The organism is Halococcus sp. AFM35 (assembly GCF_051195015.1).
Classification (GTDB): Archaea; Halobacteriota; Halobacteria; order Halobacteriales; family Halococcaceae; genus Halococcus.
The window spans coordinates 13,740-28,540 of the sequence record NZ_JBNTJU010000030.1 but is presented as its reverse complement, the minus strand read 5'-3'; the positions used below and the strand labels follow the sequence as shown (position 1 = coordinate 28,540).

Here is a 14,801-nt window from a genome sequence, read left to right as displayed (position 1 = left end):
GGACAACGCAAGTCTCTCGCTTCAATGCCTTTGATCTAGCGACCGATCCCGACGCCGTCTAGTGATTCAACAGAGCCGAGCATTCCCCATCGACCGATCATCCAGAGATCCGCAGGAGAAAGCTCACCAAAACGAATATGCTCATATGTAGCACATTGTTGGTGGAGAGCCCTCTTGCGGTTTCGCTGAATCTCGGACGAATCAGGAGCCGGTGTCTGAACTCCTCTGTGCAGTGATCGCTGCTCGCCATCAAGTCGCGACTACCCTATCAACAATCTCCTACAGATGAGCGAACGAATAACACCCGCACGCCTGGACCAGTCGTACTGCTTCGAGCACGTGCTTCACGCACCGCGAATTAAACCGGTGTAGCGTGTCATAGAACTCTTCACCCGCCTCAGCATCAGCCCGAAAACCAGTGTTTGAGAAGCAGCTAGTGTTGTCGCTATTCAGAGCCAGCGGTAGCAAGCCTCTCAACCGGCTCCTAAAAACCATGCCAACCGTTCTATGACACCCTGCCGGCGGGATAATCCCGGTCTTAGGTCGATGTAAGGACCACAAACCCCCACCAAAGGCAAGGACGGTAAGAGGAAGCCGGGCCTTCGCCCATGCATGGGGATGGGGGGTACAATCACGGTGCAGCAAAAGCCCGGTCCTTAAGGAGTGACTGACCGCCGCAAGGCGGGAGGGAGCGAGTAGGGCGGGATACATTACTGATAGAGCACGTTTTTACGGCGTACGCCGGTATCAGGACTATGGCCGACCAAGAGTATGAATACCGAGTTGAACCTGCGTTTCTCTCTCCCACCGAACTTCGGAACGAGCAGTACAAACTCGAAGACCTCTTCAACGAGCTCGCTGAGGATGGCTGGATCTACGAGGACGTTGCCGTCGTTGATCCGTCCTCGTTGTTATTTTTCTTTCGCCGTCCGGTTGAATCAGAATAACCGGCAACTGCTATCCATCGGTTTGCACTCTCGTGTGCGGGTTTTGCTGCCCAACTACTCAACCGATGCTTCGAAGCAATTGTCTAGGGCGCTATTTCCATTCGATATCGTTCGATCGGCCTTCGCTCCGCAGGATGAACGGACCAATCGCTAGCGTGCGCTTGGTGATCGTCACGAGACGTAGGATGAATGCTGTGAGAAACAGAAATGGGACGGAACCAGCAGTCGCCCCAGCACTGACGATCCAGATGAGATTATCGATTCCCAGAAACGTCCCCGGAAATGAGGATGGAGCGAGGTATAGTGCGAGTGCCGAGGTGGTCACAAGCGAGGGCACCGAGAGATACAACATACCACGCGAGAGGTCGACGAGCTGCCACTGGAAGTATAACGTTTTAATATGTTCGCGTGCCGGCCCGTAAAACCCAAGAATGTCGATGAGGTCGATGAGTTTGCGACGGGTGTCGCGGTTCATTGTCTCCCCAAAGGCGTTTTGCAGTCGGCGTGCCTGATGGATCTTCCAAGAGTAGTTGTAGTCGAGCGCTGCCTTCACCACAGTGTACTCGCCGAAGTCACGGTCTTCGAGTTCGTCGCTGACAACGCTTTCATTGTCGTAGATGTCGTCAGTGAGTTCATCGACTGCATCGCGGAAGTCGTCGTCCTCGTCGTCAGCGGCCTCTTCGAGAGCTTCGGCCTTTTCGGTGGTATTTTCGACGAGTGCGCGGAGAAAGGCGTTGGGTTCGGGGGGACTCTCCGAGCCGAAGATGTCCTCGACGTCCGCCCGAAATCCCATCGATCCCGACATTCGGTCGCGTTGATCGCCAAGTGGGCCGAATTCTTGTGACAGAACGACAAGGCTGATTGAGACGACAAGGGTCACGCCGGTGATGAGCGCGCCGACGTATGCCTGAAATACGTATCGTGTCGGGGCGTACTGTTCCATGAATTGCCGGAACGTGGGGACGGCATATGCACCGAGAGCGACGAGTATCACGAACATGGCAACCGCGAGCACAAGGGAAAGCAACCGTCGGTTCACGTTGAGGAGGATGTAGAGACGAAGTTTCGCACGGCGGCTCCCGATCCGCTCTCGCATCGTATTACCGGGTGAAGACCCACTCATCGCTTTACCGTATCCATTCTATTGTGTGATTTTGCAGCCACGTACATATGTTGTCGGTCGGCGGCAGACTGGCGAGGAGCGACCAATCAATTTACCATCTGTTCTCTGTCGGATATTGAAACTTGAATCGAGATCGAATCTATCAATTTGAAAACTGTAATCGCAATCGTTTTGCCGAACGCTCATCTCGATAGATCGTAACGCCAATTCCGCTGGCGGATCAAACATCGGCCAACGATGGACGAGGAGTCAGCTCAGGTCTTCCTTCCACCGCGTGAGCGATGCTTCGAGCGTCTCCGTCTCGCCCGCTTCGGCGAGACGGTGACGTGTGTCCATTGCGGAGATGACGCCGTCGTCAAACGCGGAACCACCGACAAGGACGCCCAGCAGTACCGGTGCAAGCACTGCGAGACCTACTTCAGCGACCTCACGAAGACGATTTTCTGGCAGCATCGCTTCGAACTCGAAGAGATGTTCTACATCGTCAAGGAGATGCGATCTGAGCCGACCGCTCAGATCGCTCGGGATCTCGACCGAGACTACGAAGCCGTCCTCAACTTCGTCCACAAAGTTCAGGACGCCAGCGGTGATATCGACGAGTTCGACCTCTACGACGTGTGTGAAGCCGACGAGGTCTACGTCACGGCTGGTGAGAAAGGACTCGAAGACGAGAACGGGAGTCCGCGCTCGCGCGGACTCTCAAAAAAGGACGCGGAACCTTCGAGTCAGACAAACCGCCAGTCTTGACACTCGTCCGTCGGGATGACGGACGAGTTCGGTTTCTCGTCTGTGAAGATCTGCAAGATGCTGACGAAGATATCGCCGAGTACGGCGACGGAAGCGTCATCCTCTGCACTGATGGCTACACGATCTACGACGACATCGAAGACAAGGAGGGGGTGGACGGCCATCTGGCCGTCACCCACTCCGACACCTACGTGATCGGTGACGCCCACACGAACACCTGCGAGAACCGCCATAGTTTTCTTCGTCAGTGGCTAGCGAAGTTCCGCGGTGTCTCGAAACACCACCTCCAGAAATACCTCGGCTTCCTCGAACTGAAACTCAACTCACCGAATGACTGGTTCGAGAAACTGCTGTGTTACGATGTATCGGGATGAGCGAAGTGAGTTCTCTCTCGGCTCCTGCTGCCCGACTCAGAGAACACATCGATTCCGAGTAAATCTCCGTCGTCTTCGTTATCTGTCCTCAAATTCATCAAGTATGTACTTTTCGAGGTCGGGGTGATCGAGGCCAGCGCGCAGTAGCCCTTGCATAAAGTGTCGGTGTTTCTCAACCTTTGGCTCATCATTTAGCGTTCGTTCTGCGTTGAATTTTTCGAAGCGATTTTGGACCCCGTCTTTCAAATCAGGGGTAATGTAGAGAGGGAATGGCGAGCGAGAGCGTGCTGTGTCCTTCTCATTTGTTCCTTGCGTGCCTGACGTAGTATCCGTGGTAGGCGTAGATTGCGTGATTTGCGTAGATTCTGCAGCATCCGTGGATTCCATGCTCTTCGTATATTGTGAGTCGTCACTTTCTGATTCGGCTTGATCAGTATCCCGGGTTCCTTCGAGCCGGTCGCCGAGCATCTCTCCGAGAGCGTCATCATCTTCTTCAGGCATAGTGAGCCTCCATGTGGGCGGCGAGACGGTTGTAGATATCACGGACCTCTTCGGCTTTCTGTTCGCGGTGACGGTTCGTCGGGTCGAATCCGAATACAGAGTGATTCTGATCGAACGCGCCCTCGATGGCGACTGTTTCTGGGACAATGAACGTGTTTTCCTCGCCCAAATTATCGAGAAACCACTCTAATCGGTCGTCGCTGATCTTGTTCTGGGTCAAGGCGTTCACGACGGCCCCGAGGATGCCAATATCACGCTCAAATTCATGTTCGAGTTGGCTGATTTCTTGGGTAAGTAAGTTCATCGAGAACGTGGCGATAGAGTCCGCCCGTGAGACAAACAATACATTCCCGGCAGCGAGAACCGATCCATCAGCGAGTGGTCCAAGGTTAGGGGGAGAGTCGATGATGATGTAATCGTAGTCGGTTTCGATTTCGTCAAGCACCATGTCGAGGCGTTCGAGAGAGCGGTTCGCCGACCAGAGCTCGCGTTCGAGTTGGAAGTTACTTCCATGGGCGGGGAGCACATCGAATTCGTTGTGAGCTCGGATGATATCGTTGACCTCCTCAAAGCGCTCGAAGTCGAGCATGAGGTCGTACAGCGAGACGGCATCCCCGTTGACATAGTACTCACGGAAACCGAGGGTAATCGTTGTGAATCCCTGTGGGTCGGCGTCGACGAGAAGAACATTGTTTCGTTCTGTGGGGATCTCTGCAGCAGCAAGCGCTCCTGAGAGATTGATCGCAGTAGTAGACTTCCCGACACCTCCCTTCTGCATAGCGATGGCGAGTTTGTTCGTCATCGGCACCCCAGCACGGTTAGACCGGTATCGATGTCGGCTCTGGTTTGTAGTGTGCGCAAATTGCGTACACTGTGTGAAATTTGTAGATCACGTGACGCACACCAATTTGTGAAATGGGGTATTTCACATACATCACGAAACCCTTCGAAGACATCTATTCCCGGTGCTGTATCTCTATTCTCTCTTGTTTTCTCCACTCTCATGCTGTCGAGCACATGCCGTGATTTACGTGCATTGTTCATAAACCTATGTCAGACGCAAATTACACAATCTGCGGAATTTACGTACTACATGTAAATTATCGTCTGTGCGAAGCAAAGTTCCTGTCTTGATGCTATCGAAGTGTGTCTCGAGGAATTGCCGGCAATGCGTATCGAAGCGTTGACGCTGGCGATGCCGTGATATTGTTATCAACTCATTGATAGAGCCGAGATGAACTGCTCACAAGCCGCGAGTAACGACACTCGGCAGCAAAGCATCGGACGCCCCTGTACGCGACCTTACGATCCCATTAGGAGAGACTCCCTGAATATGACTGATCGCGCTCAACAACAGTCTCCGGGATAAAGCGGATGAACGCATACTTCTCGGCGACATCGCCTAAATCCTGAAATTGCTCATCCCACTCTGATTCATCATCTCCGAGATACTGAGAGAGAAGACGCTCACCTCGATCTCCCTCGAACGGTTCGACAGTAGCGTGTCCACGCAACCCGACGTGCTCGACGCGCCCGGTCTCTGGGTCGAAATCAACTATCGAGACCGCAGTACGGGAGTCCTCCTCGATCCGGTCCGGGAATGTCTTATTTGAGAGCGTAGCGATAATCCAGACCGCACCATCCTCCCAGAGAAACCAGAGGGGAGATACCCGAGGACCCTCCTCGGATGCAGTTCCGAGATGACAAAAGAGTGGACGAGACAGAAATTCTTCTAACTCAGCATCCAGCGTGTCTTCGACGATTTCCATATCTGTTGTCCAGACAGGAGTGGATAATCGGTGTTTCGCTGCGGCCCCCGCGCTGCGACATGGGATGAGTAAGAGAGTATGTGAGTCGCGCGGCTGGCATTCATGGAATACCTGTTGGCGAATTGGCGGTCAAAAACGAATGTTTTGGGACATGATAGTAGATTATCATTACTGATTCCAGCTGACACAGAGCGTCGTGCAGCGCATCACGGGCTCTATTCAGCCTCAATATACGACTCAAGGTCGTCAACCACTTCGTCAACCACGCTCGCTCTGAGCCGTCCCTGAACGTTTCTCGTCTGATCATGTTTGATCGTCCCGACTGTCCAGGGAGAGATATAGCTCGTCCGCGGTGGTTGGCCGTACTCCCAATCACTCGCTGTCAGCTGACGCCCACCCGGATGTGATTTCGTCGTGAGGATCATCCCGATGTATTCCGAGTCCGCGTACGGCAACGAGGTGTTGCTAATGAGTACCCACGGTCGGGGATTCGATCCACTTCGGTACGGATCAACTGCCCAGACCACATCCCCGCGCTGGTAGGTCATGCGTCCCCACTCTGCTCGTCCTCATACGGATTTTCCGCGTGTTCGAGCCATTCGTCCATCTCTTCGTCCGGGAAGCGTTCCTCAGCGGTTGCGAACGTCTGTGACATCGCTGCATACGATGCCAGTCGGTCGTCATCCCCGATTGTCCAGTATTTCCCTTTGTGCCTCACCAGTCCGCGCTCTTCGAGTCGTGAAAGAACCGGGCCGATACTGCCAGCCTTCACGTCAGTCCCCTCGATGATCTCGTTCTGCCGAAACGCCGTATCGGGATGTTCCGACAGAAATCTGAGCACGCGCTGGGCATTCGACCCCTCGGTGAGATCGAGCGCCTTCTCCGGAAGATGGTCGAAATCATCAGTAGTGATGGGCACGGTCGTGTACTACAACGTATCTTGGCGTATTAAAACCTATTCCTCCCAATTACGTGGCGGGTGTTCGTGCGACCGGACGGTTCACACCACTAATTCGTCGATCAATCTTGCACGGCGGGTCCCGTTACGAGCGCTAGTGCCTCTTATCGCTCCTCGTGATTCTTATCCTGCCTACGCGCTTCGCCCTTTCCTACCAACATCAGACACACAGAAATTGGAAGCGATTAGAGGCTGACGCTGAGGCATATCTTTATGAGGTGGTGTGTGGTTGGTTGACTATGCTATGAAATCAGCAAATAGACGAAATTTCATGAAAGTACTCGGTGTCGTTGGCGGAACATCACTCGTCGGAGCTGGCACTGCGGCAGCCAATTCGGACGAGCACCACGACCACGGTCACAAATCCAATACCCAGACGGGCCAGTGCCAGTGCCTCACGGACGACCCCTTTGTTGGGACGTGGACGGCCTCAGTCGTGCCGCCGGGTATGGAGGGGTATTCCCGGACTGGGTTCGAAGACCAGACACTCCGGTTCATCGTTCGCGCGGATACCGCCGGGTCGGAGGTGCGTATCCGCCTCTCAAATACATTTGGTGATCGACCGGTCACGTTCGACCATGCTGAAATCGGCTTCCAAGACGAGGATGCTGCAGTTGTCCCTGGAACGAATACGCTTCTGACGTTTGGTGGGGAACAAGAGGTGATGATCCCCGCTGGGGCGATGGTCTACAGTGACCCGGTATCACTCAGTGTGGAGCCAGGGCGGTACCTCACTGTGAGCCTGTATACGCAGGATGATACCGGTCCGGCGACGTGGCATCCCCTCGGGATCGAAACATCGTATCTTGCCGGTGGCGATGATGCCGGGGACGTTTCCGGTGATCCGTATACGAAAGAGCTGTTTTCGTACTACTTCCTCGAAGGTGTGGATGTGCTCCCGAAAGAGAAGACAGAGGGGGCAATCGTCACGCTCGGCAATTCGATTACGGATGGCTTCCAGCTCAGTCAGATGCCGGAGCAAGACAATCCCTATCCATACTACCTTGCCCAGCGCATCAATGACCATTCTGACGTTGACCGGACAGTGCTGAACACGGGTATCTCCGGCAACCGCATCCTCAGTGATAGTGGCACGGCTGGTACCAACGCTCTCGCACGCCTCAATCGAGACGTCATTGCCCAGCCTGGCGTGACTGATGTGATCATCCTTGAAGGCATCAATGACATCGGCTATCAGGAGCCGGATGTGACCGCCCAGCAGATCATTCAGGGCCTCAAGCAGATTGCAATTCGGTGTCATGCCCACGGACTGGATATCTATGCTGGGACGTTGACCCCGACGCGGGGGACCGGTGGCGGGTACAGTTCGCCCACAGCCGAAGCGAAACGAGAGATGGTCAACGAGTTCATCCGAACCGGTGAATACTTTGACGGGGTATTTGACTTCGATACGGCCATTCAGGACCCGGATCAGCCTGACCGGATTCTGCCGAAGTTTGACAGCGGTGACCACCTGCATCCGAGCAACGCAGGCTACCGGAAGATGGCTGAAATCATCGACCTCTCGCTGTTCAAAAACGAGTGCCAGGAGAAGCACGCTAAGAAACATCACGGGCAGGGTCATGATCACGGCCACGGTAGTTCGCCGAAGAAAGTAGGCACCCCCTCCGATTGACCTACGCCCATCCCTCTCCCGTGTTATGTGTCACTGAAAACAAGGTGTGATGACCCTTACCGGATACGCCGGACCGTCAGATATGTTGTTGATGCATCTGGTGCAACCGTGAGCTGGTGCTTAGTGTTCTGGTGGCCCGAGTTGCAGGGGCGAGAGACAGGTACTGTGGCTTCATTGCCGTGGCCAGAAACGAACGTTTCCCGCCAGACTGGTCAGAAGGTGGGTCTCTTTAACTCAGATTGAGGATGGTGAGAAGGTGGCTGAATTGGGTCGGTTGAATACTGGAAACGATGGAGGGAGGGATACAGCCAAAAGGCCGCTATTGGGCTTCCAACCTCGGTATTTACATCTCGATACCGGGGTGTTGCCACGCCGATCAGGCTGGGGCGCTCCCCCGCAAACAAAGGAGTGTCTGCTGCAGGGTTGCTCACTTTGTGGGATGTGGTTCCTGCCGTTCTACTATTTCGTGGACTGTCTCGTCTTCGTGCTCGAAAGCGGTATACAGAGCTTCTTCATCAGTGAGTGCTGTACCGCTTGTCCATCCGCACTCCGTACAACTGTACCACGTCATTCGTGCTTGTTTCTGTCACACAAGTTAGTCGAAACTGTCACTCAGACAATGGTAGCAGATATTGTTTCCGATAAAGGGTTCTGGCATTCCCCCCCCCGCATCTTTCACAGAGTTGAACACGCTCCGCTATCTCGGATCGTTCATCTAGTTGCATGGCATCACCATCAAGCATTGCAAGTCCCTTCAGCAAATACATATCGGATATTTTCAGATTCCAGAGTCCGAACAGAGCAAATTTGCTCCCAGAGATGCCTCTATACTGCCGATCACGCACGCCTCACGCTATTGTGTGATCGATGCGCTCCGCCATTCGCTTCTCCCCCTGCACTACTGACGAGGCCGCCTCATGTCTTCCGGAGGAGTCGGAGGCTGGCGGGACAAGAATGAGACTGTTATCCCGATCTTCACCCCTATGTCGGGGTTAGCGTACAACTCCGACACCGATTCGTACCTTGGTCGCGGTTGAGTCGCTCTCGCCCGATTCTCCCTCAGTCTCACTCGATATCCGATGCCCAAATGTCGGGGTTTCCAAGCAAAGGCGACACCACTGCGCAGCGAACGCACTGCTAGTCCACAGTTCCAGAAATGCTGGCTCACCAGCGAGAAGTGCCAGACTGCCGCCGGCCATGCTACACCATGTTTTATGCCAACGAGCGACAATTCATCAAACAGCAACTTCGATCTCCCGGAAACCACCCCATGGTCGACACCACACAAACCGAACGCGAGGTGAACGAAGGCAGCACGGACACAACCGAGACCGAACGCACCACCGCCGAGCAGACGCTCACCGGCTGCCCGGAGTGTGACGGTCGTCTCGCACACGATCACAAGCACGGCGAGACCGCCTGCGTCGAGTGTGGCTTCATCGTCGACACCGACGAGATCGATCACGGCCCCGAGTGGCGAGCCCATACCAGCAACGAACGCGAGCAGCGCTCGCGCGTCGGCTCGCCCACCACGAAGATGCTCCACGACGAGGGTGTGTCGAGCGAGATTGACTGGCGCAACGAGGATGCCTATGGCAACAGCCTGTCGAGCCGCCAGCGCCGGAAAATGAATCGGCTTCGCAAGTGGCACACCCGCTCACAGACTTCAGATCCTCAAGAGCGCAACCTCAAGCATGCCCTCGGCGAAATCGAGCGGATGGCGAGCGCTCTCGGTCTGCCACAATCGACCCGTGAAACCGCGAGCGTGATCTACCGCCGGGCGCTTGATGAAGACTTGCTGCGTGGTCGGTCGATCGAGGGGATGAGCACCGCTGCGGTGCACGCGGCCGCGCGACAGGCTGAGATCCCCCGATCGCTCGATGAAGTTGCTGCTGTCTCTCGCATCGATCAGCTCCCGATCACACGAACGTATCGCCACCTCACCCGCGAGTTAGGGCTCGAAATCGAGCCTGCGGACCCGCTGGATTACATTCCCCGGTTCGCCTCGGACCTCGAACTCTCCGAGGAGGCCGAGCAACAGAGCCGCGACCTACTCACGAATGTGGCCGAAACCGACGAAAGCTACCTGAGCGGGAAGAATCCCGTCGGTCTTGCAGCTGCTGCGGTCTACGCTGGAGCATTGCTCACGAGTGAGAAAGTCACTCAGCCAGCCGTGGGCGAAGTGGCCGATATCTCCACGGTCACTATCCGCAACCGATACCAAGACCTACTTGAGATCGGTGAAGATCTACAAGTCCGGTAAGCCAATCCCGTTAATGCATAACCTCGCTAGAGTATTGCCGAGCACCGCGCTATGAGAGTTCAGATTCGTGGCGTCTACGCTACTACCCTGACTCACCTCTTCCATAAAGCCGACCATGCGGTGGTGCAGGTATCCTCATAAGGAGCACAGCGGTAGCTGCTCTAACTGCTTCGAGGTGGGGGTCAGTACGCACCGATTGCAGCGATGTTCGCACCAGCAATACGATCAGGGTCATCACCGGAATACCGAGCGACAAACTGCCACGCCTGCCCGTCGGCAAGACTCTCTCGGGCAACCCACCCCTGGAGGAGGATGTCATCTCCATTCGCGAGGAACTGCACTTTGACACGTACTTGGTCGAGAGTGGTATCCGAGATATTTTTCAGCCGTCCGACGACTGCAGCAGTGCTCGAACTGTCGGAGACAAGCGATGCGCCGAGGAATGCGATAGCGCCGTCCTCATACAGCGAGGCTTGCAGTCCGTTGTTGAGTGTTTTCGATCCGGTACTGGGTGGTGTCGAGACTGGACCATAGGCAGGACCAGCGTCGAGACTGGTACTTCCGAGGGCAGCCCCTACGCCAGCGAGCAGTATCGCCCCACCCCCGGCACCGGCTGCAAGAAATTCCCGGCGATCCATATACAATACCTACTCGTCCTCTCGATGATAGCATTTCTGGGTAGCAACGGACACCAGCACGATGGGCCCTCGTTCAGTTCGCCGTTTAGGTCACGTCATCTTTCTGTGATGGTGGCTTGATTGGAGTCAGAAAGAAGCAGCCTTTGAGACAGAAGAGAGGATGATGTGACCCTCATCTACCCATTGATTAGAAAACAACGGTGTGGTTGTGACGCTCTTAGACAGTACTCTCGTCAGTTCTGATGTTGATCATGTATGATGCTCAGTCCATCCGGACGAGAACCTCACCAGCACCGTATCGTGCACCATCTCTTTGGTATGGACACTTTTTTCAGAGGTATTCACCACGAGCTTCGTAGACAGATGGATCGTCGTCGTACTTACGAGCGACTTCTTCCAGTGTTGTGAATTCTGCGTTCTCGTGACTCTTGACGTAGTTAATGAACTCTTCGAGATGAGGGATCATGTGGGGTAGTCCGTGGAGATCGGGGTGGATAGTGAACGTGTAGACGCCAGCACCACGGCGATTATAGAGATAGTCGAACTGTCGTTTGTAGTACTGTTCGTACATCATTTCAGGGTCCTTGTAGCCGGCATGATAGAGTGGCTGTTTGATGAACAACATTGCAGGGATGTCATCCCGGTACCAGCTGATAGGGATTTCCACGACATCGGTTTCTTCACCGTATTCGTACGGTGTCGTCCACGAATTCGGTTCCTGATCGTAGTCGATTTTCTCCCAGCTATCGCCTTTCCGCATGTAGCCCGGTTCGAACTCCCGTTCCATGAGGCTACTATCGTAGAGGAAGTCGTACTTCTCGACGAGATCCGGCGTGTTTTCACTGAACTCCCACCAGCTCGCGCGATGACCGACTGGTTTCTCGCCAGTCACTTCCTCAACGAGGTCGATTGAGAGTTGAAGGATTTCGTCCTCCTGTTCGCGTGAGAGATCGGTCGGATTTTCGTGCGAGTAGCCGTGGACCCCGATTTCGTGACCAGCGTCCGCGACTGCCTGAACCTCCTCGCGGAACGTTTCGATGGTGTGTCCTGGAATGTACCACGAGGTGTCGATGCCTTCGTCTTCGAATAGTTGGAGCATACGCGGGATGCCCTCATTGCCGGCGGAGAGTCCGCGTGAGAGGTCTGCTGGTGAATCCTCGCCTCCATACGATCCCAGCCAGCCAGCAACACAATCCGCGTCGACACCGATTGCTACATCAATATCACTCATTGTGACCGCTTACTATCTCACGCGCGTAGCCGATAGCCGTAATCGTCGTCGCAAATATCTCCGGCTTCTGTTCGCATCCGGATCGGAATCCTGTTCTTCATGAATTCGTCTCGAATGCCTCGCGGAGAGTTGTGAGATCGGCCGTCCCACAGTCCTCAATAAGGAGCATGAGTTTCAGACGTGCCTTGTGAGCGGGGAGATCACCGCCGTCGATGATACCATGCGAATGGAGAGTCTCTCCGCCGCCGGGCGTTCCATACACGGGAGCAACTGCCCCACCCTGACAGCGCGAGGTGATGACGACTGGAATATCCGCTTCGAGAACTTCGCGGATGGCCTCGCCGAGTGCGCTCGTCGTATTGCCAAGACCGGTCCCCTCGACGACGATGCCCTCAACACCCCTTTCGAGGGCAGCGTTCACCTGCTGTGCACCGACGCCGATTCCCGTTTTCACCATGGCGACGTCGGCTGACGTTGTCGTAACCTCGATTGCGTCCGATTGACTTCCCGGTTCGCAGTGGATGCGTACGCTTTCACGGGTGAAGTGGGCGACTGGGCACTTGTCCGGAGAGACAAACGCCGAGAGGGCGCTCGTGTGTGCCTTCGTGACGTCGCGTGCGGCATGCAGTTCCTCGTCGAAAGCAACATAGACGCCGCCCCTATCGCGGAACCGTTCGTGACTCGCCGCCCGCACCGCGGTGAGAAGATTGCTCGGTCCATCGGGACTGATTTCGTCCGAACGGCGCTGTGCTCCCGTGAAAACGACTGGTGCATCGAGGTCGAGGACGAGGTCCAGGTAGTAGGCGGATTCTTCCATGGTGTCCGTCCCATGGGTGATGACGACGCCATCGGCGCCACCATCAACGGTTGTGCGCGTTCGCTCGATTATCGCTATGAGCGACTCGATATCCATGTCGAAGCTCGGCGTCTGTACGACTTCAGTCGCCTCAATATCGGCGTACGATTCAAGTTCTGGCACGGCTGCGATGAGCTCTTCACCACTCTTGCTTGGCGTCGCTCCGTTCTCTGTTTGTGTACTCGCGATTGTTCCACCGGTGCTCAGTACAGTAATTGCTGCGGACATTCTCGGTACGTGGTAGTGCTCTACTGATATTTAAGCAAACGGCAATCGATGTCTGAGACGGCGAAGCAGTTTATTCGCTTGACCGATTGTGACTGTTCATGTCGGCTGAGTCGTTCACACTTGCGGCGGCACAAGCAGAACCAGTGTACCATGACAAGGAGGCAACGCTCGACAAGACCTGTCGCTGGATCAAGCGAGCTGGAGACGACGGCGCGGACCTCGTCGTATTCCCCGAGACGTACTTCCCCGGGTATCCCTACTGGCGAGGAAGCGTTTCGATCCCACGATGGACCGATCTCATGGTCGATCTGCAGAAAAACAGTCTCCACGTTGATGATGAGGCAATCGATGTGCTCGGGGACGCAATCAACGACGCGAACGTTCACGTCGTTCTCGGAACGAACGAGTTGAGCGACCGCAAAGGCAGCGACACCCTCTACAACACGCTGTTTTACTTTGATCGGTCGGGCAAGCTAATCGGACGACATCGAAAACTTATGCCGACTCATGAGGAACGCGCTATCTGGGGTCGGGGTGAGCCTGAAAGTTTGCGAACCTACGAATCCGATATCGGACAGCTGGGGGGATTAATCTGCTATGAGAACCATATGACCCTCTCCAAAGCTGCACTGACAGCCAAGGGTGAGGAAATCCATGCTGCAGTCTGGCCGGGTTTCTGGGAGCAGCACGGCCATCCGGGCGACAAATCCCGAGCAACGGACTCGACTGCGGTGGATTCCTGTGATATCTATCCCGCAGTCCGTGAGTATGCATTTGAAACGCAGTCGTTCGTCGCCTCTTGCTCGGCGTACATGAGCGATGACATCCCAGAGGAATTCAGCGAAGACGAGCTTGGGTTCAACGTCGCCGCTGGAGGAAGTATGCTCGTCAATCCCGCAGGCGTCGTCAAAGCAGGACCAGCAGTCGATGAGGAAGTGCTTCTCACGGCGGAGTTCAGCCGAGACGAACGTCGAGCCACGAAAGCGTATTTCGATGCGATGGGGCATTATACACGCTGGGACGCGGTAAACTTGGAGGTGAGTGACGAGCAGTATGAGCCGGTCCATACCCACACCCATGACTCGATGAATGGGGAGTCCGGTTCACGCCGGACTAACGGAGCGCTGTCACCAGCAGAGATACAAACGATTGCCGACGAACACGAGGTATCGATCGAAGCTGTTGAATCGGTTGTCGCTGCTGTTCAAGATCAGTAGCTGTCGTTACTGAAAACCGACCTTCGGTATATGGCATCGACGGACACAGCGAGGGTGTTACTCAGAGAAGCGCTTACCAGATACGCCTGCACCGCCCGTGCTGCTGCGTTCAATCCATTATCCTCCTAGAGTCCGATACGGGATCGATCTCTTCTAAGGGTCGAGTTTCGGATATGTGTACTCGCGATTAGAGAGCTAAGGACGAGTACGACGGTCACAAAACCACCAATTCGCGCCCTGAGGCTGCTTGCGGTACTCTCATCCTTCAACGTTCGACAGGCGGCGTCTCCACAGTTTCTACTACCAGTTCTTG

At 55.1% G+C, this 14,801-nt stretch carries 14 protein-coding genes; 5 read left to right on the top strand and 9 right to left on the bottom strand.

Going from position 1 to position 14,801, the window contains the following annotated elements:
* Positions 1–755 precede the first annotated feature (755 nt).
* A complete protein-coding gene (locus ACQUQO_RS15710) occupies positions 756–947 on the top strand; it encodes a hypothetical protein (protein WP_435079226.1) in 192 nt (63 codons plus the stop codon).
* 91 nt (positions 948–1,038) lie between these two features.
* Here ACQUQO_RS15710 and ACQUQO_RS15705 read toward each other — a convergent pair whose 3' ends face one another.
* On the bottom strand, positions 1,039–2,043 hold the full coding sequence (locus ACQUQO_RS15705) for a hypothetical protein (protein ID WP_435079224.1): 1,005 nt from the start codon (positions 2,041–2,043) through the stop codon (positions 1,039–1,041).
* Between the two features lie 264 nt (positions 2,044–2,307).
* Here ACQUQO_RS15705 and ACQUQO_RS15700 point away from each other — a divergent pair.
* Positions 2,308–3,191, top strand: a protein-coding gene (locus ACQUQO_RS15700) for an IS1595 family transposase (RefSeq protein ID WP_435079222.1) whose coding sequence is annotated in 2 segments (ribosomal slippage) — positions 2,308–2,770 and positions 2,770–3,191 — 885 coding nt in all. Because the reading frame shifts where the segments join, the coding sequence is not laid out codon by codon here.
* A 78-nt stretch (positions 3,192–3,269) separates the two neighbouring features.
* Here the strand turns inward: ACQUQO_RS15700 and ACQUQO_RS15695 are convergent.
* From ACQUQO_RS15695 to ACQUQO_RS15675, 5 genes are all read right to left on the bottom strand, one after another.
* Positions 3,270–3,692, bottom strand: coding sequence for a hypothetical protein (locus ACQUQO_RS15695; protein ID WP_435079220.1), 423 nt, complete (start codon positions 3,690–3,692; stop codon positions 3,270–3,272).
* Positions 3,685–4,494, bottom strand: coding sequence for a ParA family protein (locus ACQUQO_RS15690; RefSeq protein ID WP_435079218.1), 810 nt, complete (start codon positions 4,492–4,494; stop codon positions 3,685–3,687). Before ACQUQO_RS15690 ends, ACQUQO_RS15695 begins: the two co-directional genes overlap by 8 nt.
* A 511-nt stretch (positions 4,495–5,005) precedes the next feature.
* On the bottom strand, positions 5,006–5,461 hold the full coding sequence (locus ACQUQO_RS15685; protein WP_435079216.1) for a pyridoxamine 5'-phosphate oxidase family protein: 456 nt from the start codon (positions 5,459–5,461) through the stop codon (positions 5,006–5,008).
* A 215-nt stretch (positions 5,462–5,676) separates the two neighbouring features.
* Entirely contained in the window at positions 5,677–6,009 is a 333-nt protein-coding gene (locus ACQUQO_RS15680; RefSeq protein WP_435079214.1) for a type II toxin-antitoxin system PemK/MazF family toxin, read from the bottom strand.
* The gene (locus tag ACQUQO_RS15675) at positions 6,006–6,380 is read right to left on the bottom strand and encodes a MarR family transcriptional regulator (RefSeq protein WP_435079212.1); all 375 of its coding nucleotides are present in this window, start codon (positions 6,378–6,380) and stop codon (positions 6,006–6,008) included. Before ACQUQO_RS15675 ends, ACQUQO_RS15680 begins: the two co-directional genes overlap by 4 nt.
* 283 nt (positions 6,381–6,663) lie before the next feature.
* Between ACQUQO_RS15675 and ACQUQO_RS15670 the strand changes: the two genes are divergently transcribed.
* Positions 6,664–8,055, top strand: coding sequence for an SGNH/GDSL hydrolase family protein (locus ACQUQO_RS15670; protein ID WP_435079210.1), 1,392 nt, complete (start codon positions 6,664–6,666; stop codon positions 8,053–8,055).
* 1,270 nt (positions 8,056–9,325) lie between these two features.
* Positions 9,326–10,318 (top strand): transcription initiation factor IIB, encoded by a 993-nt coding sequence (locus tag ACQUQO_RS15665; protein ID WP_435079208.1) that lies wholly within the window; start codon positions 9,326–9,328, stop codon positions 10,316–10,318.
* 182 nt (positions 10,319–10,500) lie between these two features.
* Here ACQUQO_RS15665 and ACQUQO_RS15660 read toward each other — a convergent pair whose 3' ends face one another.
* The 3 genes from ACQUQO_RS15660 to ACQUQO_RS15650 all read right to left on the bottom strand — a co-directional run bounded on the left by ACQUQO_RS15660 (position 10,501) and on the right by ACQUQO_RS15650 (position 13,271).
* Positions 10,501–10,956: an FxLYD domain-containing protein gene (locus ACQUQO_RS15660; RefSeq protein WP_435079206.1), complete on the bottom strand. Its 456-nt coding sequence runs from the start codon at positions 10,954–10,956 to the stop codon at positions 10,501–10,503.
* A 331-nt stretch (positions 10,957–11,287) separates the two neighbouring features.
* Positions 11,288–12,187 (bottom strand): polysaccharide deacetylase family protein, encoded by a 900-nt coding sequence (locus tag ACQUQO_RS15655; protein ID WP_435079204.1) that lies wholly within the window; start codon positions 12,185–12,187, stop codon positions 11,288–11,290.
* Between the two features lie 97 nt (positions 12,188–12,284).
* Positions 12,285–13,271: an asparaginase gene (locus ACQUQO_RS15650; protein WP_435079202.1), complete on the bottom strand. Its 987-nt coding sequence runs from the start codon at positions 13,269–13,271 to the stop codon at positions 12,285–12,287.
* A 98-nt stretch (positions 13,272–13,369) separates the two neighbouring features.
* Between ACQUQO_RS15650 and ACQUQO_RS15645 the strand changes: the two genes are divergently transcribed.
* Positions 13,370–14,488 carry a carbon-nitrogen hydrolase family protein gene (locus tag ACQUQO_RS15645; protein ID WP_435079200.1) on the top strand — a complete coding sequence of 373 codons (1,119 nt, stop codon included), beginning with the start codon at positions 13,370–13,372 and terminating at the stop codon, positions 14,486–14,488.
* The last annotated feature ends 313 nt before the right edge of the window (positions 14,489–14,801 follow it).

Bases quoted from the DNA above. Each gene is read 5' to 3' on its own strand.
- ACQUQO_RS15690 (WP_435079218.1), bottom strand. From the start codon at position 4,494: ATGACGAACAAACTCGCCATCGCTATGCAGAAGGGAGGTGTCGGGAAG.
- ACQUQO_RS15680 (WP_435079214.1), bottom strand. From the start codon at position 6,009: ATGACCTACCAGCGCGGGGATGTGGTCTGGGCAGTTGATCCGTACCGA.
- ACQUQO_RS15705 (WP_435079224.1), bottom strand. From the start codon at position 2,043: ATGCGAGAGCGGATCGGGAGCCGCCGTGCGAAACTTCGTCTCTACATC.
- ACQUQO_RS15650 (WP_435079202.1), bottom strand. From the start codon at position 13,271: ATGTCCGCAGCAATTACTGTACTGAGCACCGGTGGAACAATCGCGAGT.
- ACQUQO_RS15665 (WP_435079208.1), top strand. From the start codon at position 9,326: ATGGTCGACACCACACAAACCGAACGCGAGGTGAACGAAGGCAGCACG.
- ACQUQO_RS15655 (WP_435079204.1), bottom strand. From the start codon at position 12,187: ATGAGTGATATTGATGTAGCAATCGGTGTCGACGCGGATTGTGTTGCT.
- ACQUQO_RS15710 (WP_435079226.1), top strand. From the start codon at position 756: ATGGCCGACCAAGAGTATGAATACCGAGTTGAACCTGCGTTTCTCTCT.
- ACQUQO_RS15695 (WP_435079220.1), bottom strand. From the start codon at position 3,692: ATGCCTGAAGAAGATGATGACGCTCTCGGAGAGATGCTCGGCGACCGG.
- ACQUQO_RS15660 (WP_435079206.1), bottom strand. From the start codon at position 10,956: ATGGATCGCCGGGAATTTCTTGCAGCCGGTGCCGGGGGTGGGGCGATA.
- ACQUQO_RS15685 (WP_435079216.1), bottom strand. From the start codon at position 5,461: ATGGAAATCGTCGAAGACACGCTGGATGCTGAGTTAGAAGAATTTCTG.
- ACQUQO_RS15670 (WP_435079210.1), top strand. From the start codon at position 6,664: ATGAAATCAGCAAATAGACGAAATTTCATGAAAGTACTCGGTGTCGTT.
- ACQUQO_RS15645 (WP_435079200.1), top strand. From the start codon at position 13,370: ATGTCGGCTGAGTCGTTCACACTTGCGGCGGCACAAGCAGAACCAGTG.